Below are 20,769 nucleotides of genomic sequence, written 5' to 3'. Positions count from 1 at the left end.
CGCCGAATAGCCCCCCGCCCGGGTGAACGTTTTCATCCACAGCCCCCGAGTTATCCACAGGCAATCGGAACGTGGATGACGCAATCCCGATCTCCCCCCACCGTGATGGTCGGCGGCGGTCGCCGGGCGGAGTCTCATCCCCTTCTTCGAGAGGTCCGCTCGGCGGCCGTCCGTCGGAACCGTCCGACGTGCGTCGTGGCCGCCCCGGTGGCCCACGGCGCAGAGGGGAGAGGACCATGTCGACGCCGATCGCCGACCACGTCACCACCGAAGGCCCCGCGCCCGCCGGGCCGCTCGTCGTCACCGAGGACGAGGGCCTGGCCGAGCACCTGCTGCGGCTCTGCGCGGCGGCCGGCACCGAGCCCAGGCTGATCAGGGGTACGTCGCCGCCGCGCGAGCTCTGGGACGCCGCCCCGCTGGTCCTGGTCGGGGACGACCAGGCCGAGCGCTGCGCCGGGCTGGGCAGGCGCTCCGGGGTGCTGTTGCTCGGGTTGGACCTCGACGATCCCGGGGTGTGGGTCAGAGCCGTCCAACTGGGCGCCGAGCACGTGCTGTTCCTGCCCGACGCCGAGGCCTGGCTGCTGGACCGGATCGCGGACGCGGCCGAGGGCGTCGGCTCGCCGGCGGTCACCGTCGCCGTGCTCGGCGGCCGGGGCGGGGCCGGGGCCTCGACGCTGGCCTGCGCCCTCGCGGTCACGGCCGCGCGGACCGGGCGGCGGACGATGCTGCTCGACGGTGATCCGCTGGGCGGGGGCCTGGACATCCTGCTCGGCGGGGAGACGGCGCGCGGGCTCCGCTGGCCCGACCTGGCCGGTGCGCGCGGACGGGTCAGCGGAGCCGAGCTGGCCCGGGCGCTGCCGGCCCTCAAACGGCTCTCCGCGCTGTCCTGCCTGTCCTGGGACCGCGGCGACACCCTGACGGTGCCCCCCGAGGCCATGCGCAGCGTGCTGGCCGCCTCCCGGCGGCGCGGCGGCCTGGTGGTGGTCGACGTGCCCCGCCATCTCGACGCGGCGGCCGGGCAGGCGCTGCAGCAGTGCGACCTGGCCCTGCTGGTGGTCCCGGCCGAACTCCGCGCGGTGGCGGCCGCAGATCGGGTCGCGGCGGCGGTCCGGATGCGGCTCGGGGACGTCCGGGCCGTGGTCCGGCCGATGCGGGTCGGCGGGCTCCCCGCGCACCGGATCGCCCGTGGGCTGCGACTGGAGCTGGCCGGGGAGTTGGAACCGGAGCCGGGCCTGGCCGAGGACGTCGAGAAGGGCGTCCCGCCCGGCATGAGGGACGGCGGCCCGCTCGCGCGCTTCTGCGCGACCTTCCTGAACGAAGTGCTGCCGCCGGTGTCGGCGGTCGGAGGAGGTGTGTACTGATGGTCCGTCTGCGCAGAACAGGTCTTCGGAGCGGTGCCCCGGGCCCGGGCGACGGTGTGCGGGAGCACCGGCCGCTCAGGAGTGTGCCGCTCGGTCGCGCGCCGCTGAGGAGTGTGCCGCCGCCCGGCGGGCCGCCGTCGGCCGAACACGGGCCCTGCCCGTACGGCCGGACGGCCCGCGAAGAACGGACGGCGGAGCTGGTGGACGCGGTGCGGCTGCGGCTCGCCGAGTCGGGGGCCGCCCCGACGGCGGGGTCGGTCGCGGCCGTGCTGCGTGCCACCCGGCCGCCGCTCGGCGGGGACGAGGTGTTGGACACCGTGCGTTCGTTGCGCGCCGAACTGGTGGGCGCGGGCCCGCTGGAGCGGCTGCTGTCGGCTCCGGACGTCACGGATGTGCTGGTGAACGGTCCGGAGGAGGTGTGGGTCGACCGTGGCGGCGGCCTGCACCGAGCCACCGGGATCCGGTTCGCCGATGCCGAGGCGGTACGGCGGCTGGCCCACCGGCTGGCCACCGCGGCCGGGCGGCGGCTGGACGACGCCCGGCCCTGGGTGGACGCCCGGCTGCCGGACGGCACCCGGCTGCACGCGGTGCTGCCGCCCATCGCGGCCGGCTGCACGCACATCTCGCTGCGGGTGTGTCGGCCCCGGCCTTTCACGCTCGACGAGTTGACGGCGGGCGGGGCGCTGCCACCGGACGGCGCCGAACTGCTGGCCGGCATCGTGCGGGCGCGGCTGTCGCTGCTGGTCTCCGGTGGGACGGGTTCGGGCAAGACCACGCTGCTCGCGGCGTTGCTCGGCCTGGTCGGGCCGGACGAGCGGATCGTGGTCGCCGAGGACTCCGCCGAGCTGCGGCCGGCCCACCCGCACGTGGTCCGGCTGCAGAGCCGACCGCCGAACCAGGAGGGGCTGGGCGAGTTCACCCTGCGGGACCTCGTCCGGCAGGCGCTGCGGATGCGGCCGGACCGGCTGGTGATCGGCGAGGTGCGCGGGGCCGAGGTGTCGGACCTGCTGGCCGCGCTCAACACCGGGCACGAAGGCGGCTGCGGGACCGTCCATGCGAACACCGCGTCGGACGTGCCGGTCCGGCTGGAGGCGCTGGGCTCGCTCGCCGGGCTCGACCGGCCGGCGCTGCACAGCCAACTGCGCGCCGCGCTGGACGTGGTGGTGCACCTGGTCCGGGACCCGGGCTCGGGGCGCCGCCGGGTGGCGGAGATCCACACCCTGACCGGGGACCGTGACGGGCTGGCCGTGACCACTCCGGCGGTGGAGTTCCCCGCGACGGGCGGCCTGGTGCCCGGGGCGGGCTGGGAGCGGCTGGTCAGGCTCCTCGCGGCGCGCGGGGTGGTGCTCGGGGCGGTGGCGCCATGAGTGCGGCGGCGGTGGCGGAGGTGTCGCTACTGGTCACGTCGGTGTCGATGGCATCGGCGGCCCAGGCGGAACGGGAGCTGCGGTTGGTCGAGATCGGGTTCGTCCTGTTGCTGGCCGCGTGCGCGACGGTCGCTTTGGTGCTGCTCAGGTCGTGCGGCCGGAAGGGGCGATGACGTGGAGGTGAGAGACATGGCGCAAAGTCAGGTAGCGCTGTGCTGGGCGGCGGTGCTCTGCCTGCTGGCGGTCGCCGGGTGGCGTGCCGTCCAGGATCAGTTGCCGGGCGGGCGGCGCTCCAGGCTGGTGCTGGCGGGCAGCGGGCCTCCGGCCTGCGGGCCGGATCCGCAGGCGGCGCGCTGGGAGCGGGCGCGGCTCCCGGGGCTGCTGGCGCCCGAACTGCTGCTCCTGTCGGCGGGCTTGGCCACCGGGCTGGCCACCGCCTCGCCGGTGCCGGTGCTCGCGGCCGTACTGGCCGTCCTGCCGGTGCGGCGGTGGCGGCTGCGGCGGCGCCTGGTCATGGAGGCCGGGCAGCGGGCCGCGGCGGTGGTGGAGCTCTGCGCCGCGCTGGCGGGGGAGTTGCGCAGCGGCGCGACCCCGGAGCAGGCGCTGCACCTGGTCACCGTGCGGCTCGCCGCGGAGCCGGACGGACTGCGCCGGCTGGGCGCCGAACCGGTGGCCCGGCTGGCGGCGGGCCGCTACGGCGGGGACGTTCCCGCCGCGCTCCAGCTACTGGCGGAACTGCCCGGCGGCAGCGGGGCGGCGGCGATCGCGGCCTGCTGGCGGGTCGCCTCCGACGGCGGATCGGGGCTGGCCGCGGCGCTGGACCGGGTCGCGGAGGCGCTGCGCGGCGAGCGGGCCCTGGCGGAGGAGATCGCCGGGGAACTGGCCGGGCCGCGGACGACGATCGCGGTCCTGGCCGCCCTGCCGGGCGCCGGTCTGCTCCTGGGCAGCGGGCTCGGGGCCCGCCCGTTGGAGGTCCTGCTGCACACCTCGGCCGGGTTGGGCTGCCTCGCGGCGGGGGTGGTCCTGGAGGGGCTGGGAGTGCTCTGGACGGCCCGCATCGTCCGGGTGGCGGCCCAGGGTGCACTGGAGGCCCCGCGAAGCGCTGAAGGGCTCGGCGGCGACGGTGAGGGGCGTCGAGGACTCCTGCGGACGCGGGCACGGGCACGGGCGCGGACCGCACTCGGCGCCGGGGCGGGGGTGGCGTGATGCGGGGCCTCGGATGGCTGGCGGCCGGACCCCTGGCCGCGGCGGTGGCGGTGGCGACCTCGGCGGCCGTGGCGGTGGGGTCGGTGCGGCGCACCGCCGAGCGGCGGACGTTGGCCTGGGCATCCGAACGGGAAGAGGTGCGACCGCGAACGCGCCCGAGACGTGAGGGCGTTGGGCCATGGCGGCGATTGCTCTCGACAGTTGGCGCCGGGCTGGCGGTGGCGGTGCTGGTCGGGGGTGTCGTCGGCACTGCGGCCGGGGTGCTGGCAGCGGTGGGAGTCCATCGGTGGTCGGCCCGCGTCCGGTCGCCGACGGATCGCCGGGCGGCGTTGGAGGAGGAGCTGCTGACCAGGCAACTCCCGCTGGGTGCGGAACTGTTGGCGGCCTGCCTCGGGTCGGCGGCGCTGCCCTCGGTGGCGGTCTCGGCGGTGGGTCGAAGTGTGGGCGCACCGCTGGGGCCCAGGCTGGTCGCGATCGGGGCCGAACTGGCCCTGGGCGCACCGCCGGAGCTCTGCTGGACCAGGCTGGGTGACCAGCACCCCGCACTGGCTCCGCTGGCGCGGTGCCTGATCCGGACGAGCCTCGGCGGAGCTCCCGCGGCCGATCCGCTCATCGGGCTGGCCCAGGCGCAGCGGACGGCGGCCGCCAGGGCGGCCCACGCCCGGGTCCGCCGGGCGGCGGTGCTCGCCACCGCTCCACTCGGGCTGTGCTTCCTCCCGGCCTTCGTACTGATCGGGGTGGTGCCGGTGGTGATCGGCCTCACCAGCCGCTTCGCCCAGGCGATGTGAGTGCGCGTCGGCTCCGAGGCCACCGGAGCCGCCGGAGCCACGGGAAAGACCGGAACGAACCGGAAGAAGATTCCAGACAGGAGAGTAGTGATGACTGTGGTGCTGATGATCAAGGCCGGGACCGGGCTGCCGCTCCGGCAGGCACTCCGGCAGTTGCTCGGGGCGTGGCGACGGAGGAGTCGCGGTGCCGAGGGCCGGGTGCGCCGGGCGGTCCGGTCCCGGGACCGGTCGGACGCCGGAATGACCACCGCCGAATACGCGGTGGGGACGCTGGGCGCGTGTGCCCTCGCGGCCGGGCTCTACAAGGTGGTGACCAGTACGGCCATCACCGGAGCGCTGACCGAGATGCTGGAACGGGCACTCCATGCGACGTAGGCGTAGGGGCAGGCCGGTGCCGCGTGCCGCGCCCGCCCTTCGGGCGGCCGACGGGAGTTGCGGGAGCTCGGCGGCGGTGCGGCGCCCAGCGGGGCTGCGCCAGGCGGTGAGGTGCCCAGCGCTGCGACCGCGGCGGCGCGGGGACGGTGGCTTCGTCACGGCGGAGACGGCGGTGGTCCTGCCGGCGCTCGTCCTGCTCGCGGCGATGCTGATCTGGGGCGTGCTCGCGGCGGCCGCGCAGATCACCTGCGTGGACGCGGCCCGGATCGGTGCCAGGGCGGCCGCCCGCGGGGAGGCGGACGCCGTCGAACTCGCCCGCGCGGCGGCCCCGCCGGGAGCACGGGTGCGGTTGGCGGTCGCGGCGGACACGGTGCGGGTCGACGTGGACGCCCCGTGCGCGGCGCCGGGTCGACTGAGCGGTCTGCTCGCGGTGCGGGTCGGCGCGATGGCCGTGGCCGCCAGGGAGGACGTGCTGGGCACCACGGAGGGAGGTGGAGGCCCGTGGCCCGCCTGACCGGCCCCTGGCGCGCGGCGGAGCGGCTGAGGCGGGTCCGCACCGCTCGGGCCGCTGCCGCCGGTCGGCGCGGGTACGGGCCGGACGCGGGCTCGGCGACGGTTTGGCTGCTGACCCTGGCGATGCTGGGCACGGTGGCCTTCACCGCAACGATCGCGGTCGGTGCGGTGGTGGCCGCTCGGCACCGGGCCGAGTCGGCCGCCGACCTGGCGGCCCTGGCGGCAGCGGACCGGTTGCTGCTGGACCCGGACGGGGGCTGCGGTCGGGCCGCCGGTATCGCCGGTACGCAGGGCGCCGCTCTGGCGTCCTGCACGGTGGACCGGTCGGCGGACGCCGTCGAGGTGGTGGCCGAGGTACCGGTCGGCGGGCTTCCGCTGAGGCTGCCGGTCGGTCCGGCGCGGGCGAGGGCCCGGGCCGGACCGGTTCGGGCTCCGGTCACCGCGGCCGACGCCGAGGCCGGCGCCGGCGCCAGTCCCAGTGCCGGTCCCAGTGCTGCTACCGATGTCGGTACCAGCACCAGCACCAGCACCAGCGCTGCTACCGACGGCGTCCGGAGCAGCCCGAGCGGTGCGGCGGTGGTGTCATGAAGCGGCCGGCGCTCCACCGTCCGGGCCCGCCGCGGAGTCGGTTGCCGGCGCCCCGGCCAGCAGGACGTCCAGCAGCCGGACGGCTGCCGCCTTGTCCAGCGGGTCGTTCCCGTTGCCGCACTTGGGCGACTGGACGCAGGACGGGCAGCCGCGCTCGCACTCGCAGGAGGCGATCGCGGCGCGGGTGGCGGTCAGCCACGGGACGGCCCGCTGGAAACCGCGTTCGGCGAAGCCGGCCCCGCCCGGGTGGCCGTCGTAGACGAACACCGTGGGCAGCCCGGTGTCGGGGTGCAGTGGGACGGAGACGCCGCCGATGTCCCACCGGTCGCAGGTGGCGAACAGCGGCAGCAGGCCGATCGAGGCGTGCTCGGCGGCGTGGGCGGCGCCGGGCAGCCGGTCGAGCGGGAGGTCCGCGTCGAGCAGTTGCTCCTCGGTGACGGTCCACCAGACCGCGCGGGTGCGCAGGGTCCGGGGCGGGAGGTCGAGCTTGCTCTCGCCCATGATCTCCCCCGTGGAGATCCGCTTGCGGAGGTAGCCGACCACCTGGTTGACCACCTCCACCGAACCGAAGCTGAGTCGGCCCTCGCCCCACCGGACGGTGGTGTCGGTGTCGAGGACGGAGATGGAGGTGATGTCACGGGCGGCCGTCGTGTACGGCGGGTCGGCCGGCTCGACCAGGGCGACCGAGTCCTCCAGGTCCAGCTCCCGGACCAGGTAGGTGCGGCCCTGGTGGAGGTGGACGGCGCCGGTGTGCACGGTGGTGTGGGCGGCCGCGGCGTCCACCGTGCCGAGCAGCCGGCCGGTGTCGGCCTCGACGATCTGCACCGGGCTGCCGCCGCTGCCGCGCAGGTCGACGGCGTCGGCGGCGCGCTCCCGGCGGGTCCAGTACCAGGAGCCGTCGGCGCGCCGGCGCAGCAGGCCGCGCCGCTCCAGCACCGGCAGCAGCGGTGCGGTGGAGGGGCCGAACAGCTCCAGGTCGGCGTCGGTGAGGGGCAGTTCGGCCGCTGCCGCGCACAGGTGCGGGGCTAGCACGTGCGGGTTGTCGGGGTCGAGCACGGTGGCCTCGACGGGCGTCGCGAACAGCGCCTCCGGGTGGTGCACCAGGTAGGTGTCCAGCGGGTCGTCCCGGGCGATCAGGACGGCCAGCGCGCCCTGGGCCTCACGGCCCGCCCGGCCCGCCTGCTGCCAGAGCGAGGCCCGGGTGCCGGGGTAGCCGGCCATCAGGACGGCGTCGAGGCCGGAGATGTCGACGCCGAGTTCGAGAGCGGAGGTGGAGGCGAGCCCGAGCAGTCGGCCGGAGTGCAGGTCGCTTTCCAGGGCCCGGCGTTCGTCTGTGAGGTAACCGCCGCGGTAGGCCGCCACCCGCTCGGCGAGCGGTCGGCCGAGCTGGTCCTGGGCCTGCAGGGCGACGAGTTCGGCGGCGCGGCGGGAGCGGACGAACACGACGGTCCGGGTCTGCCGTTCGACCAGGTCGGTCAGCAGGTGCGCGGCCTCGGCGGTGGCGGTGCGGCGCACCGGGGCCCCGTGCTCGCCGACGTTCTCGGTCAGCGGCGGCTCCCAGAGGCCGAAGACCATCGGCCCGCGCGGTGAGGCGTCCTCGGTGACGGCCACGGCGGGCAGGCCGGTCAGCCGCCGGGCCGTCACGGCCGGGTCGGCGGTGGTGGCGGAGGCGAGCAGGAAGGTGGGTGACGAACCGTAACGGGCGCAGATGCGGCGCAGCCGCCGCAGCACCTGGGCGACGTGCGAGCCGAACACGCCCCGGTAGCTGTGGCACTCGTCGACGACCACGTAGCGCAGTGCCTTGAGGAAGGAGGACCAGCGGGCGTGCGCGGGCAGGATGCCCCGGTGCAGCATGTCCGGGTTGGTGAGGACGTAGGAGGCGTACTGGCGGACCCACTCGCGCTCCTCGGGCGGGGTGTCGCCGTCGTACAGGGCGGCCCGGACCCTCGGCGGGGCGAGTTCGGCGGCGCGGCGGCGCTGGTCGGCGGCCAGCGCCTTGGTCGGGGCCAGGTAGAGCGCGGTGGCGCCGCGGCCGTTGCGGGCTTCGGTGCCCTCCAACAGGTCGCTGAGCACCGGCGCCAGATAGCCCAGCGACTTGCCCGAGGCGGTGCCTGTGGCGATGACCACAGTCTGGCCGCTTTTGGCCAGATTCATCGCTTCTGCCTGGTGCGCCCAGGGCTGTTCCACTCCGACGTCCAGAGCCGAGGCGACGATCTCCGGTCGGATCGAGTCGGGCCACGGTGAATAACGCGCAGGTCGGGCGGGAAGGTGCTCCGTATGGGTGAGCCGGTCGGCCCGCCCCCGACCGGTGGACAGGGTCGTGAGCAGTGCCTCGGGCAGGCTGTGTCGGGGCGGCATGGGGACCCAGTGTGTCACCGGCGTGACGGAGAATCGTCGTAAGCCATCGTGCGGGCATGGTCGCAGGTGGTTGAATGTGGCCGTGACGGCCGTACGGCCGTGGGTCGCAGCGCTGAGGCTTGCCACGCTCTGGTTGGCGCGCCCGGGGCTCGCGACCATGCGTGGCGGCCGTCCGGCCGAGGATCGCACATGACGTAGCAAGGCAAGGTGCTGGAGGTTCCGTGGACCTGTCCCTGTCGACCCGTGCAGTCGGCGATCGTACGGTCGTCGAGGTTGGCGGCGAGATCGATGTGTACACCGCCCCGAAGCTGCGGGAGCAGCTGGTCGAGCTCGTCAACGACGGCAAGTACCACCTCGTCGTCGACATGGAAGGCGTGGACTTCCTCGACTCGACCGGCCTGGGCGTGCTGGTTGGTGGCCTGAAGCGGGTGCGTGCCCACGAGGGCTCGCTGCGCCTGGTGTGCAACCAGGAGCGCATTCTCAAGATCTTCCGGATCACCGGTCTGACCAAGGTCTTCCCGATCCACACCTCGGTGGACGACGCGGTCGCCGCGACCGACTGACGCGTCCGGGCCGGTCCACGCGGCCGGCCCGCCCGTTCCAACGCGTCCGGGGCGCAGGGGCCCTCGCGGCCCCGTGCTCCCCGGACGCCTCAGGGCCGGTCGAGTGCCGGTCCACGGGGCCGCACTGTCGGCCCCGGTCGGAGTACCCCGAGGGGGAGAGATGGCAACCGTCGAACTTCGATTCAGCGCGCTTCCCGAGCACGTGCGGACGGCCAGGCTGGTCGCCGCGGCCGTCGCCAGACGGGCCGGGGTCGACGAGTCGGTGCTCGACGAGGTGCGGCTCGCGGTCGGTGAGGCGTGCTCGCGTGCGGTGGGTCTGCACCAGCGCGGTGGCATCGGCGGCACGGTGCGGGTCGCGCTGACCGACCAGGAGAAGCGTTTCCTCATCGAGGTCGAGGACGAGGCGGGCCCCGCCGCGGTCCCGGCCCCCGGCGCCGCCGAGGGCGGCGATCCGGACGATGACACCCTGGGTCTCGCCGTGATCACCGGCCTGGTCGAGGACCTGGAGGTCAGCAACGGTACCGACGGCGGCGTGATCCGGATGAGCTGGCCGGTCTCGGTCGCATCCGTCGCGGTCTGACACCGCAGTCTGCCGGGCGCACCGGACTCCTCTCGCCGCGATTCCCTCGCTCCGATTCGTCTCGCCGTGATTCCTCTCGGCGCGATTCCTCCCGCGCAAGTCCTCTCGTGCAAGTCCTCTCCGCAGAGCTCCTCGCCACGGCCTTCCCGTCCCGGCAGTCCGTCCTCCGGGCACTCGTTGACAAACTGTTGATCCTGGCGGTTCGCTGCTTCCGGCACGACCGGGTCCGGTCCTCGATCGGACCAGTCGCGGAAGAGGAACCACATGCGGATTCGCATCCTGTGGCCGGCCGGGCAGGCCACCGCCACGCTGGCGGCCACCCCCACCACCGAGGCGCTCTGGGCCGAGCTGCCGATCACTTCGACGGCCAGCACCTGGGGCGAGGAGGTCTATTTCGGCACGCCCGTCAGCGTGCCGCGCGAGGACGGTGCCCGGCAGGTCGTCGAGCCGGGAACGGTCGCGTTCTGGACCGACGGCGACAGCCTCGCGCTGCCGTACGGCCCGACCCCGATCTCGCACGACGGCGAGTGCCGACTGGCCGGCCCCTGCAACGTCCTCGGTGCGCTGGACGGGGACGCCGGGGTGCTGCGCACCGTCCGGCCGGGCGACTCGATCAGGGTCGAGCGGGCCTGAGCAGCAGCGAGGGCGTGCTTCGAGGGCGTGCCGGGGGCGGGAGCTCGGGGAGGGGCGGTCCGGGAGGCGGGCAACCGGGAACCGGGCGCCCGGTGACGGCCGTGTAGGTTCGACGACCGAAGACGACCGAAACCGAAAGGCTTCTCCCGGTGAACAAGCGACTGCTGGCCGTACCCGCCCTCGGCGTGCTGCTCGCGTTCGGAGCCGTCGGCTGCGGCGGCGACGACAACAGCAAGCAGCTGGAGTCCTGGGCGTCGAACGTCTGCGGCGCGGCCAAGGATCCGATCGCCCAGGCGCAGACCGCCCTCGCCGACACCGGCCAGGTGAAGACCGGCGAGTCCCCGGCCGACCTGCAGAAGCGGCTCTCGACGGACATCGGGCGGCTCGCCAAGACCAACCAGGACATCGCCGCCGCCATCGACGCCGCCGGTGCGCCCAAGGTGGACAACGGTGCGACGCTGCAGAAGGACACCGTCGACGAGCTGAAGAAGGCGTCCGACGGCTACCTGGACGTCCAGAAGAAGCTGGACGGTCTGCCCAGCAACGACCAGGCGAAGTTCGCGGACGCGCTGCACAGTGTCGCCGACCAGCTGCAGCGGCTGTCCTCGCTGTCCACCCAGGCGCAGGCCAAGCTGCAGCGCGGTGACCTGGGCGCGGCGATGGCCAAGCAGGAGGGCTGCAAGCCCACCCAGGCCACCCCGAGCGCCGGTGCGAGTGGCAGCGCCGGTGCGAGCGGCAGTGCCGGGGCTTCCCCGGCCGCCGGCGGTGCGAGCGGCACCCCGGGCGCCGGTGCCTCCGCCTCGGCCGGTGCCCCCGGCGGCACGCCCGCCCCGGGCGCGACGGACACCGCGAGCCCGTCGGTCACCCCCTCGGCGGGCGCCGGAACCACTCCGGCGGCCCCGGCCACGACCCCGGCCACCCCGGCACCCAGCGCGAGCTGATCGCGGGCGGGGAGAACTCGGAAGAAGGCGCAGGGGTCGGGGTCGTTCCCTCGAACGGCCCCGGCCCCGGCCCCTGCGTCGGCGTCGGCGTCCGGCTTTCCGGTTCGGCGGGTGGGGCGCCTCGGCCGTGGCGGGGGCGTGCGGATGACCGCTCGCTCCCGGTGAGGATCGGGCCCCGGGGTCGGGCGGCGAAGTGGTGGTTCACCCGTCGCCCGGAACCGGACCGGCGGCCGGTCGAAGCCCTCGCCCCTCCTGTGCGGGCCGGTGGGGCCGTGGTGGGGCGGGCCGGGGGACAATGGCGGGGTGATCAGTAGTCCCGTTCTCGACCCGACCCGTCTGGCCAAGCTGCGCGAGGCGCTGCTGGCCGCCTCCTTCACCGCCGATGGGTGCCTGGACCTGCTGGGGCCCACCGGCTACGCGGCGTTGGCCCGTAGCGAGGCGGTTCCGGCGCTGCGCGCGACGCGCGGCGGCACCCCGCTGGAGACGCTGGTGCGGCTGTTCCTGCTGCAGCAGCCGGTGCCGTACAAGGCGGCGGCCGCCGCGCTGCCGGTGGAGGACTGCCTGGCGGACGGCTGGCTGCGCCCGGACGGCGATCTGGTGCGCGCCACGGTGGACGTCCGGCCGTACGCCAACGAGGTCGCCGGGCTGCCCAGTTCGGATGCCTGGGTGGTCTCCGACCTGGGGTGCGCGGTGGGCGGCGCGGGCGGGATCGGCTCCGGCGAGACCGCCCACGGGGTGGCCCGCAAGGACCTGGTGCTGGGGGTCGGCGGGGCGTCGACGACGCTGGCCAACATCACCGTGCGCCGGCCCGTCCGGGCCGCGCTGGACCTCGGTTCGGGCTCCGGCGTGCAGGCGCTGCACGCCGCCCGGCACGCCCGTGGCGTCACCGCCACCGACCTCAACCCGAGAGCGCTGCGGTTCACCGAACTGACCCTGGCGCTGTCCGGGTTCGAGAACACCGAGGCGCTCACCGGGAGCCTCTTCGAGCCGGTCGGGGAGCGGAAGTTCGACCTGATCGTCTCCAACCCGCCGTTCGTCATCTCGCCGGCCGGCCGGTTCACCTACCGCGACGGAGGCATGGCCGGGGACGACCTGTGCCGCAGCCTGGTGCGCTCGGCCGCCGAGCACCTGGAACCGGGCGGCTACTGCCAGTTGCTCGCCAACTGGCAGCACGTCAGGGGCGAGGACTGGCGCGAGCGGCTGGCCGGCTGGGTGGCGGGCACCGGGCTGGACGCCTGGATCGTCCAGCGCGAGGTCCAGGACGTGGCCCAGTACGCCGAGTTGTGGCTGCGCGACGGCGGTGACCACCGCGGTCCGGGCGGCGACTACCAGGCCCGGTACGGGGAGTGGCTGGACGCCTTCGAGGCGGGCCGGGTCGAGGGCATCGGCATGGGCTGGATCACCCTGCGGGCGGGCGGCGCCGAGCGTCCGACCGTCCGGGTGGAGGAGTGGCCGCACCCGGTGGAGCAGCCGCTCGGCCCGCACATCGACGAGTGGTTCGACCGGCAGGACTTCCTGCGCTCGCACGACGACGCCGCCCTTCTCGCGGCCCGCTACGTGCTGGCCGACGAGGTGGTCCAGGAGCAGGTCGGCGCGCCGGGGGCGGAGGATCCGGAGCACGTGGTGCTGCGGCACAACCGGGGCATGCGGCGGGCCACCAAGGTGGACACCGTCGGCGCCGGGTTCGTCGGGGTCTGCGACGGGACGCTGTCGGCGGGCGAGATCGTGGACGCCATCGCGCACCTGCTCGGCGAGGACCGGGTGGTGCTGCGGGACCGGGTGCCGGAGTCGCTCCGGCTGCTGACCGAGCAGGGGTTCATCAACCCGGTCCGGTAAGGCCCGCGCGGGGACCCTCGGTTCACCTGCTCGTGCCCCTCGGTTCGCCCGGTGGTCCCTGTCCGGCTGCCCCCTGTTGGCCGGGCGCTGTGAGGCTCTGTCCACAGGCTGTGGACAGAGCTGGGGAGCCGGGGGCCAGGGGTGGACACGACGACGGCGGCCGTGAGCGGGCTGGTGCTCGCGCTCTTCGGTGGCGTGCTGTTGCTGTGGTGCGCCGCCGAAGTGCGCCTACGCCACCGGGTGCGCCTTCGGGGGGTGCCGACGGTGGCCACGGTCGTCGCGGAGAACGACGCCCACGGTCAGCTCGACAGCGCGCCGCTGCTCTCCTTCTCCGTGCTGCCGCAGGCGGCCGGCGCCGACGGTTCCGGGGCGGCCGGCCGGATCGCGGAACTCGTGCTCACCCGGCCGCGCGGGCACACCCCGCTGCGCCGCCCGGAACGTTTCGCCCCCGGCACCCCGGTGCGGATCTGCTACGACCCGGACCGCCCCTGCCGGGCCGTGCTGGCGGTCGGCGAGGCCGGCCGGACGGCGGTCGTCGACCTGCTGTGGAGCGTCCTGGGCACGGCCTGTCTGCTGGCGGGCGCCGGACTGCTGGCCGCGGTCGGCCGCTGAGGCCCCGGCGCGGGCCGGGCAGGAACCGGACGCGGGTGCGAACCCGGCACGGACCGAACGCCCGGCGCGGACCGGGCAGGAACCGGACGCGGGCGCGAACCGGGCGAACCGGAGAGCGCGATACCGCAAGCGCGCCGGTTTTTCCGTTGACAGATCTTGAAATCCGTCATTCCATCCTCCGGAACCTGCCGAAGCCCCCCTCCACGGGGCGCGAACCTCCGTCATCGGGTTACCGTTCGAGTGGCGTCGGTGAGCGCGGCAAGCGAAAAAGCGGGATCCGTCCGTTTGACAAGGGTGGCCGGGGTACGGTCACACTCCGCTGGTGGGGTGTCGTTCAGCGGCGGCCCCGGGACGGTGGAGGGGTCGGGCGGAGCGCAGCCCGTGCTGCCAGCGCCGACCAGCCAATAAGGACCGGGAGAGAAGAGCGAAGGTGTCCCCGAGCAGCGAGACCGCGCACGGACAGCGACTCGTCATTGTCGAGTCGCCGGCCAAGGCGAAGACGATCAAGGGCTACCTTGGCCCCGGCTACATCGTCGAGGCGAGCGTCGGGCACATCCGCGACCTCCCCAGCACGGCGGCCGAGGTACCGGACAAGTACACCGGTGAGGTGCGCCGCCTCGGAGTGGACGTCGACCACGACTTCGCGCCCATCTACGTGGTCAACGCGGACAAGAAGTCCCAGGTCAGCAAGTTGAAGTCGCTGCTCGCGGAGTCCGACGAGCTCTTCCTCGCCACCGATGAGGACCGCGAGGGCGAGGCCATCGCGTGGCACCTCCAGCAGGTGCTCAAGCCCAAGGTGCCGGTGCACCGGATGGTGTTCCACGAGATCACCAAGACGGCGATCCAGGAGGCGGTGGCCAACCCGCGCGAGCTGAACCAGCGCCTGGTCGACGCCCAGGAGACCCGCCGCATCCTCGACCGCCTCTACGGCTTCGAGGTCTCGCCGGTGCTGTGGAAGAAGGTCATGCCGAAGCTGTCGGCGGGCCGGGTGCAGTCCGTGGCGACCCGGCTGGTGGTCGAGCGCGAGCGCGAGCGGATGGCCTTCCGCACCGCCTCGTACTGGGACCTGGTCGGGACCTTCGGCACCGGTCGCACCCCGGCCGACGCCGCCAACCCGGAGACCTTCGGCGCCCGGCTGGCCTCGGTCGACGGCAAGCGGATCGCCAGCGGCCGCGACTTCGGTTCGGACGGGCAGCTCAAGGCCGGCAGCACCAACACCCTGCACCTGGACGAGCAGGCCGCCCGCCAGCTGGCCGCCGCCCTGGCGCAGACCGCGTTCAGCGTCCGCAGCGTCGAGTCCAAGCCCTACCGCCGCTCGCCCTACGCGCCGTTCCGCACCACCACGCTCCAGCAGGAGGCCGGCCGCAAGCTGGGCTTCGGCGCCAAGCGGACCATGCAGGTGGCCCAGAAGCTGTACGAGAACGGCTTCATCACCTATATGCGTACCGACTCCACCACGCTGTCGGACACCGCGATCGCCGCCGCCCGCACGCAGGTCACCCAGCTCTACGGCGCCGACTACCTGCCGGACGCCCCGCGCACCTACGCCAGCAAGGTCAAGAACGCCCAGGAGGCGCACGAGGCGGTGCGTCCCTCCGGCGACCGCTTCCGCACCCCCGCCGAGACCGGCCTGAGCGGCGACGACTTCAGGCTGTACGAGCTGATCTGGATGCGCACCGTCGCCTCCCAGATGAAGGACGCGGTCGGCCAGTCGGTCACCGTCCGGGTCGGTGGCGCCTCCGCCGACGGGCGGGACGTCGAGTTCTCCGCCTCCGGCAAGATCATCACCTTCCACGGCTTCCTCAAGGCCTACGTCGAGGGAGCCGACGACCCGAACGCCGAGCTCGACGACCGCGAGCGCCGGCTGCCGCAGGTCGCCCAGGGCGACCCGCTGGCCGCCGACCGGATCACCCCGGAGGGCCACGCCACCAAGCCGCCGGCCCGCTACACCGAGGCCTCGCTGGTCAAGGAGCTGGAGGACCGGGAGATCGGCCGCCCCTCCACGTACGCGTCGATCATCGACACGATCATCCAGCGCAAGTACGTCTTCAAGAAGGGCACGGCGCTCGTCCCGTCCTTCCTCTCCTTCGCCGTGGTCAACCTGCTGGAGAAGCACTTCGGCCGACTGGTCGACTACGACTTCACCGCCAAGATGGAGGACGACCTCGACCGGATCGCCGCCGGTGAGGCGCAGTCCGTGCCGTGGCTGAAGCGCTTCTACTTCGGCGAGGGCGAGGGCGCGGCCGGTGCCGCCGCCGAGGCCGGCAACGGCGACGGCGACCACCTGGGGGGCCTGAAGGAACTGGTCACCGACCTCGGCGCGATCGACGCCCGGGAGATCAGCTCCTTCCGGATCAGCGACGACATCACCCTGCGGGTCGGCCGCTACGGCCCGTACGTCGAGCGCGCCTCCGCCGTCGAGGGCGAGCCCGGCCGGCGCGCCGACATCCCGGACGACCTGCCGCCGGACGAGCTGACCGTCGAGCTGGCCGAGGAGCTGCTGGCCAAGCCCAGCGGCGACTTCGAGCTCGGCCCGGACCCGGTCACCGGCAACATGCTGGTCGCCAAGGACGGCCGCTACGGCCCGTACGTGACCGAGATCCTGCCCGAGGGCACGCCGAAGACCGGCAAGAACGCGGTCAAGCCGCGCACCGCCTCGCTCTTCAAGACGATGTCGCTGGACACCGTCACCCTGGAGGACGCGCTGCGGCTGCTCTCGCTGCCGCGGGTGGTCGGCACCGACCCCGAGGGCGCGGAGATCACCGCGCAGAACGGCCGCTACGGCCCGTACCTCAAGCGGGGCACCGACTCGCGCTCGCTCACCAGCGAGGACCAGCTCTTCACGATCACCCTCGAAGAGGCGCTGGCGATCTACGCCCAGCCCAAGCAGCGCGGCCGGGCCGCCGCCGCCCCGCCGCTCAAGGAGCTGGGCACCGACCCGGTCAGCGAGCGTCCGGTGGTGGTCAAGGACGGCCGGTTCGGCCCGTACGTGACCGACGGCGAGACCAACGCCACGCTGCGCAAGGACGACGACGTCGAGACCATCACGCCGGAGCGCGGCTACGAACTGCTCGCCGAGAAGCGGGCGCGTGGACCGGTGAAGAAGGCGGCGAAGAAGGCCCCGGCGAAGAAGGCCGCGGCCAAGAAGACGACCACCACCAAGACGGCGGCGACCAAGACCGCCGCCAAGAAGACGGCCGCGAAGAAGACCACCACCGCCAAGACGGCGACGGCGAAGAAGACGGCCGCGAAGAAGACCGCGGCCGGCAAGGCCGCCGCCGGCGACGAGGGCTGATCCTCCGACAGCGGTGCTCCGGGCCCGTCCCCCCGTCCGGGGGTGCGGGCCCGGGTCTGTGCAGGGATCGTCACAGGGCGGTGATGAGGGGGAACCGGAACCCCGTTCATCTCAATCGGGCAAAGCCCGGACCGCTACGCTGACCGTATGACGAGCGAGGAGCAGCCCACCCCCAGCGCCGCCCCGGCCGCCAGCGCCACCGGTCCCGACCTGCCCGAGGTCGCGCCCGCCGGAACCCCCGTGGACCGGGCCCGGGCGCTGTTGCGGACCAGGTCCTACCGGCGCCTGTGGACCACCCAGCTGATCGGCGGCACCGCCGACCGGCTGGGGCTGCTGGTGCTGCTCGCGCTCACCGTGATCGCCGCCGCCCAGGCGGGCCGGCTCGGCGACCTGCCGCGCAGCCTCGCCTTCGCCACCGCGGCCGTCCTGGCCGTCCGGGTGGCGGCCACCGGGCTGGTCGGCGTGGCGTTGCTGGAGCCGGTGCACCAGCTGGTCGCCGGGAAGCTCGACCGGCGCTGGACGCTGTTCGGCGCGGACGCGCTGCGCGCCCTGCTGATCGGTGTCGCCCCCTGGTGGACGGTCTGGCTGGGCTCCGGACCGAAGCCCTCCGGCGCGGCCACCTACGTGCTGCTCGCCACGGTGTTCCTCACCGGTGCCGCCGAGCGGGTCTGGGGCATCGCCGAGGCCGCGGCCGTCCCCGGCCTGCTGCCGCCGGCCAACCCGTACGCGCCCGCGGCCGAGCAGCGGCCGGCCGCCGCCAACCTGGACACCGTCCGGAGCATCGACCGGTTCACCGGCTGGATCACCGTGGCGCTCGGCGCCGTCGGCCTGGTCGGCTTCACCCTGGCCAACAACGTCGGCGCGGCGCTGGGCTCGGACTGGCTGCGCGCCCACCAGCTGACCTTCGCGGCGCTCGGCGCGGCCGGCCTGTTCGCCGCCGCGGCCGTCCGCGGCTACCTCCAGCAGCTGCCCGGCGGTCCGGTGGCCGTCGCCCCGCACTCGCCGCTGACCGGCCTGCGCGCCCCGACCGACGCGACCCCCGGCCCCGCCCTGCGCAAGGGCCGCACCGGAAGCGCCCCGTACTTCACCTTCGCGGTCGCGGCCGGCTTCGCCTCGATGGCGGGCGTCGCCGCGCTGGCGCTGCTCACCGCCGCCGAGCACCGGGCCGGACCGATCGGCTACGGCCTGATCGTGCTCGCCGCGGTCGGTGCCCCCGCGTTCGGCGCCGGGCTCACCCGGGCCGTCCTGCCCTCGCTCTCCCGCCGCCGACTGCTCGGGCTGGCGCTGCTCACGGAGGGCGTCGCGCTGATCCTGGCCGGGCTGGTGCTGGACTTCGTGCTGGTCCTGCTGCTCACCGTGCTGGCCGGGCTGGCCGCCGGGATCGTCATCTCGGCCGGGCGCACCCTGCTCGCCCAGGAGGTCGAGGAGGCCCGGCTGCCCAAGGTCACCGAGCACCTGCACGCGGTGCTGCGGGCCGTGGTCGCCGCCGCGCTGGTCGCCGTCCCGCTGATCGCCGCGGCCTACGGGGACGTCGAGTACGGCACCGTCGAGCCGGGTTCCTTCACCTTCATCCACGGCGGAGCAGCCCTCGCCGTCGCCACCTCGGGGCTGCTCATCCTGGTGCTCGCCGCCGTCGTCCTGCTGCGCACCGACGACCGGCGCGGCACCGTGCCGTTCGCCCGGGACCTGGTGGACGCGGTCCGTGGCGGCAGCGGCCCGGTGCCCCACCGGGGCGCGGGCACCGGCTTCTTCATCGCCCTGGAGGGTGGCGACGGCGCCGGCAAGTCCACCCAGGCCCAGGCGCTCGCCGAGTGGATCCGCGGCAAGGGGCACGAGGTCGTGCTCACCCGCGAGCCCGGCGGCAGCCCGGTCGGCCAGCGGCTGCGCGGGCTCGTCCTGGACGTCGGCAACACCGGCCTGTCGCACCGTGCCGAGGCGCTGATCTACGCCGCCGACCGGGCCGAGCACGTCGAGAACGTCATCCGCCCGGCCCTCGCCCGCGGCGCCGTGGTGATCACCGACCGGTACATGGACTCCTCGATCGCCTACCAGGGCGCCGGGCGCGACCTGGCCGCCACCGAGGTCGCCCGGATCTCCCGCTGGGCGACCGGCGGGCTGCTGCCCGACCTGACCGTGGTGCTGGACGTCGACCCGACCAAGGCCCGGGAGCGCTTCACCGAGGCGCTGGACCGGCTGGAGTCCGAGCCCACCGAGTTCCACCAGCGGGTCCGGTCCGGCTTCCTCGCCCTCGCGGCCGCCGACCCGGCGCGCTACCTGATCGTGGACGGCAGCCAGGCCCCCGGCTTCGTCACCACCGCCATCCGGCACCGGCTCGACCGCGAGCTGCCGCTCTCCGAGCAGGAGAAGGCCGCCCGCGCTGAGCAGGAGCGGCTGGCGAAGGAGGAGGCCGAGCGGCGCGCCGCCGAGGAGGCCCGAAAGAAGGCCGAGGAGGAGGCCGCCGAGCGCAAGCGCCAGGAGGTGCTGGCGCAGCTGCGCGCCGAGCAGGCCGAGAAGGAGCGGCTGGCCAAGGAGGAGGCCGAGCGGGTCGCCGCCGAGGCCCGGCGCAAGGCCGAGGAGGAGGCCCGCCGCCGCGCGGAGGAGGAAGCGCGCCGCCGCGCCGAGGAGGAGGCCCGTCGGCGGGCCGAGGAAGAGGCTCGGCTGGCCGCCGAGGCCGCCGAGCGCCGGCGGATCGCCGCCGAGGCGGCCGCCCAGGCGGAGCTGCAGCGGCAGCGGGAGCTGGCGCGCGAGGAACAGCGGCGCCGGGCGGAGGAGGCGCTCCAGCGGGCCGAGGAGGCCCGGCTGGCGCAGGCCGCGGCGCTGGCGGCGGCCGCCGCGGCGGCGGAGACGGCTTCGGACCGGGCGGCTGCGGGCTCGGGGGCCGGTGCGGTCTCTGCGGCCGGTGCGGGTTCGGGCCCTGCGGCCGGGGATGCGGTCACGACTGAGCTGCGGGCGGTCCCGGAGGCTCCGCAGGGCGCGGTGGACGGCATCGGAGACGAGGCGACGCGGGAGCTGACGCTGCGCGACCGGCAGGCCGCGGTCCGGGCGGCGGAGGCCGCCGACGCGACCGCCCGGCTGCCCCGGGTTCCGGCGGCGGACGAGACGGCGGTGCTGCCGAGGGTTCCGGCAGCGGACGAGACGGCGGTGCTGCCCAAGGTGCCTGCCGTGGACGAGACCGCGGTGCTGCCGCGGGTCGAGCCGGGGCGCCCGGGGGAGCGGGCGGACAGCACCCGCGAGCTGCCGGTGGTGGACGGTAGGTCCGCCGTGGAGCCGCTGGCCGCCCCGCCCGCGGTCGACCCGCAGTCCACGGCCGAGCGGCCCCGGCCCGAGTGGGCCGAGGAGACCCCGATGGACGACCTGCCGAGCCTGACCGACACCCTGCTCGGCTCGCGCGACGAATGGGCACGCTGGGAGCAGGGCGGCGGCGACCAGGGCGAGCCGGGCCGGCGTGACGGGGACGACCGGCACGGCGGGGACGACCGCGGTGAGGGCGGCGGCAAGGGCAAGGGCCGTCGCTGGGGTCGTCGGGGCTGAACCGGCACCGACGACGGACAGGCGGACGGGCGGACGGGCGGCATCGTCGGGGCACTGGTCCCAGGGGCGCCGCCCGTCGCCGTACTGCCGTACTGCCGTACTGCCGTGCTGCCGGCCGGGTGGCCAGGCGGCCACGTCGCTCCGGGGCTCCGTGACTGCGCAGGCCCCGTGGTCGCGCCATCTGGTCGCGCGGCTCGTGGCCGCGCAGCCCCGTGACCCGGA

17 protein-coding genes are annotated in these 20,769 nt (G+C 74.9%); 16 read left to right on the top strand and 1 reads right to left on the bottom strand.

Going from position 1 to position 20,769, the window contains the following annotated elements; genetic code table 11:
- The first annotated feature begins 236 nt into the window (after positions 1-236).
- From ssd to ACIRVF_RS15170, 8 genes are all read left to right on the top strand, one after another.
- Positions 237-1,361: a septum site-determining protein Ssd gene (ssd, locus tag ACIRVF_RS15205; RefSeq protein WP_402816940.1), complete on the top strand. Its 1,125-nt coding sequence runs from the start codon at positions 237-239 to the stop codon at positions 1,359-1,361.
- 113 nt (positions 1,362-1,474) lie between these two features.
- A complete protein-coding gene (locus ACIRVF_RS15200; RefSeq protein ID WP_402816938.1) occupies positions 1,475-2,728 on the top strand; it encodes a TadA family conjugal transfer-associated ATPase in 1,254 nt (417 codons plus the stop codon).
- The gene (locus ACIRVF_RS15195; RefSeq protein ID WP_402816936.1) at positions 2,725-2,901 is read left to right on the top strand and encodes a hypothetical protein; all 177 of its coding nucleotides are present in this window, start codon (positions 2,725-2,727) and stop codon (positions 2,899-2,901) included. Before ACIRVF_RS15200 ends, ACIRVF_RS15195 begins: the two co-directional genes overlap by 4 nt.
- A gap of 16 nt (positions 2,902-2,917) precedes the next feature.
- Entirely contained in the window at positions 2,918-3,934 is a 1,017-nt protein-coding gene (locus tag ACIRVF_RS15190) for a type II secretion system F family protein (protein ID WP_402816934.1), read from the top strand.
- Between the two features lie 188 nt (positions 3,935-4,122).
- Positions 4,123-4,722: a type II secretion system F family protein gene (locus tag ACIRVF_RS15185; protein ID WP_402816932.1), complete on the top strand. Its 600-nt coding sequence runs from the start codon at positions 4,123-4,125 to the stop codon at positions 4,720-4,722.
- 90 nt (positions 4,723-4,812) lie between these two features.
- Positions 4,813-5,097, top strand: coding sequence for a DUF4244 domain-containing protein (locus ACIRVF_RS15180; RefSeq protein WP_402816931.1), 285 nt, complete (start codon positions 4,813-4,815; stop codon positions 5,095-5,097).
- Positions 5,098-5,173: 76 nt separating this feature from the next.
- Entirely contained in the window at positions 5,174-5,611 is a 438-nt protein-coding gene (locus ACIRVF_RS15175; RefSeq protein WP_402816929.1) for a TadE family type IV pilus minor pilin, read from the top strand.
- Positions 5,599-6,198, top strand: a complete 600-nt coding sequence (locus ACIRVF_RS15170) for an Rv3654c family TadE-like protein (RefSeq protein ID WP_402816927.1) — start codon at positions 5,599-5,601, stop codon at positions 6,196-6,198. Before ACIRVF_RS15175 ends, ACIRVF_RS15170 begins: the two co-directional genes overlap by 13 nt.
- Here ACIRVF_RS15170 and ACIRVF_RS15165 read toward each other — a convergent pair.
- On the bottom strand, positions 6,193-8,556 hold the full coding sequence (locus ACIRVF_RS15165; RefSeq protein ID WP_402816925.1) for a DEAD/DEAH box helicase: 2,364 nt from the start codon (positions 8,554-8,556) through the stop codon (positions 6,193-6,195). The genes ACIRVF_RS15170 and ACIRVF_RS15165 overlap by 6 nt on opposite strands.
- A 221-nt stretch (positions 8,557-8,777) precedes the next feature.
- On the opposite strand from ACIRVF_RS15165, the gene bldG reads away from it, so the two are divergent.
- From bldG to tmk, 8 genes are all read left to right on the top strand, one after another.
- Positions 8,778-9,119, top strand: a complete 342-nt coding sequence (bldG, locus tag ACIRVF_RS15160; protein WP_188305076.1) for an anti-sigma factor antagonist BldG — start codon at positions 8,778-8,780, stop codon at positions 9,117-9,119.
- A 160-nt stretch (positions 9,120-9,279) separates the two neighbouring features.
- Positions 9,280-9,699 (top strand): ATP-binding protein, encoded by a 420-nt coding sequence (locus ACIRVF_RS15155; protein WP_402816923.1) that lies wholly within the window; start codon positions 9,280-9,282, stop codon positions 9,697-9,699.
- 264 nt (positions 9,700-9,963) lie between these two features.
- Positions 9,964-10,332 (top strand): cyclophilin-like fold protein, encoded by a 369-nt coding sequence (locus tag ACIRVF_RS15150; protein ID WP_402816921.1) that lies wholly within the window; start codon positions 9,964-9,966, stop codon positions 10,330-10,332.
- A 149-nt stretch (positions 10,333-10,481) separates the two neighbouring features.
- On the top strand, positions 10,482-11,273 hold the full coding sequence (locus ACIRVF_RS15145) for a small secreted protein (protein WP_402816919.1): 792 nt from the start codon (positions 10,482-10,484) through the stop codon (positions 11,271-11,273).
- Between the two features lie 303 nt (positions 11,274-11,576).
- Positions 11,577-13,109 carry a methyltransferase gene (locus ACIRVF_RS15140; RefSeq protein ID WP_402816917.1) on the top strand — a complete coding sequence of 511 codons (1,533 nt, stop codon included), beginning with the start codon at positions 11,577-11,579 and terminating at the stop codon, positions 13,107-13,109.
- Between the two features lie 141 nt (positions 13,110-13,250).
- Positions 13,251-13,721 (top strand): DUF3592 domain-containing protein, encoded by a 471-nt coding sequence (locus tag ACIRVF_RS15135; protein ID WP_402816915.1) that lies wholly within the window; start codon positions 13,251-13,253, stop codon positions 13,719-13,721.
- A gap of 430 nt (positions 13,722-14,151) precedes the next feature.
- Entirely contained in the window at positions 14,152-17,016 is a 2,865-nt protein-coding gene (gene topA / locus ACIRVF_RS15130; protein WP_402816913.1) for a type I DNA topoisomerase, read from the top strand.
- Positions 17,017-17,163: 147 nt separating this feature from the next.
- Entirely contained in the window at positions 17,164-20,547 is a 3,384-nt protein-coding gene (gene tmk, locus ACIRVF_RS15125) for a dTMP kinase (RefSeq protein ID WP_402816911.1), read from the top strand.
- Positions 20,548-20,769 lie beyond the last annotated feature (222 nt).

Source organism: Kitasatospora sp. NPDC101157 (assembly GCF_044768255.1).
Taxonomy (GTDB): Bacteria; Actinomycetota; Actinomycetes; order Streptomycetales; family Streptomycetaceae; genus Kitasatospora.
Note: the sequence above shows the minus strand (reverse complement) of the source record. Positions and strands in the feature narration are given on the sequence as shown.

Coding starts and splice junctions, on each gene's coding strand:
- ssd (WP_402816940.1), top strand. CDS start 237: ATGTCGACGCCGATCGCCGACCACGTCACCACCGAAGGCCCCGCGCCC.
- ACIRVF_RS15195 (WP_402816936.1), top strand. CDS start 2,725: ATGAGTGCGGCGGCGGTGGCGGAGGTGTCGCTACTGGTCACGTCGGTG.
- ACIRVF_RS15190 (WP_402816934.1), top strand. CDS start 2,918: ATGGCGCAAAGTCAGGTAGCGCTGTGCTGGGCGGCGGTGCTCTGCCTG.
- ACIRVF_RS15180 (WP_402816931.1), top strand. CDS start 4,813: ATGACTGTGGTGCTGATGATCAAGGCCGGGACCGGGCTGCCGCTCCGG.
- ACIRVF_RS15165 (WP_402816925.1), bottom strand. CDS start 8,556: ATGCCGCCCCGACACAGCCTGCCCGAGGCACTGCTCACGACCCTGTCC.
- ACIRVF_RS15155 (WP_402816923.1), top strand. CDS start 9,280: ATGGCAACCGTCGAACTTCGATTCAGCGCGCTTCCCGAGCACGTGCGG.
- ACIRVF_RS15150 (WP_402816921.1), top strand. CDS start 9,964: ATGCGGATTCGCATCCTGTGGCCGGCCGGGCAGGCCACCGCCACGCTG.
- tmk (WP_402816911.1), top strand. CDS start 17,164: ATGACGAGCGAGGAGCAGCCCACCCCCAGCGCCGCCCCGGCCGCCAGC.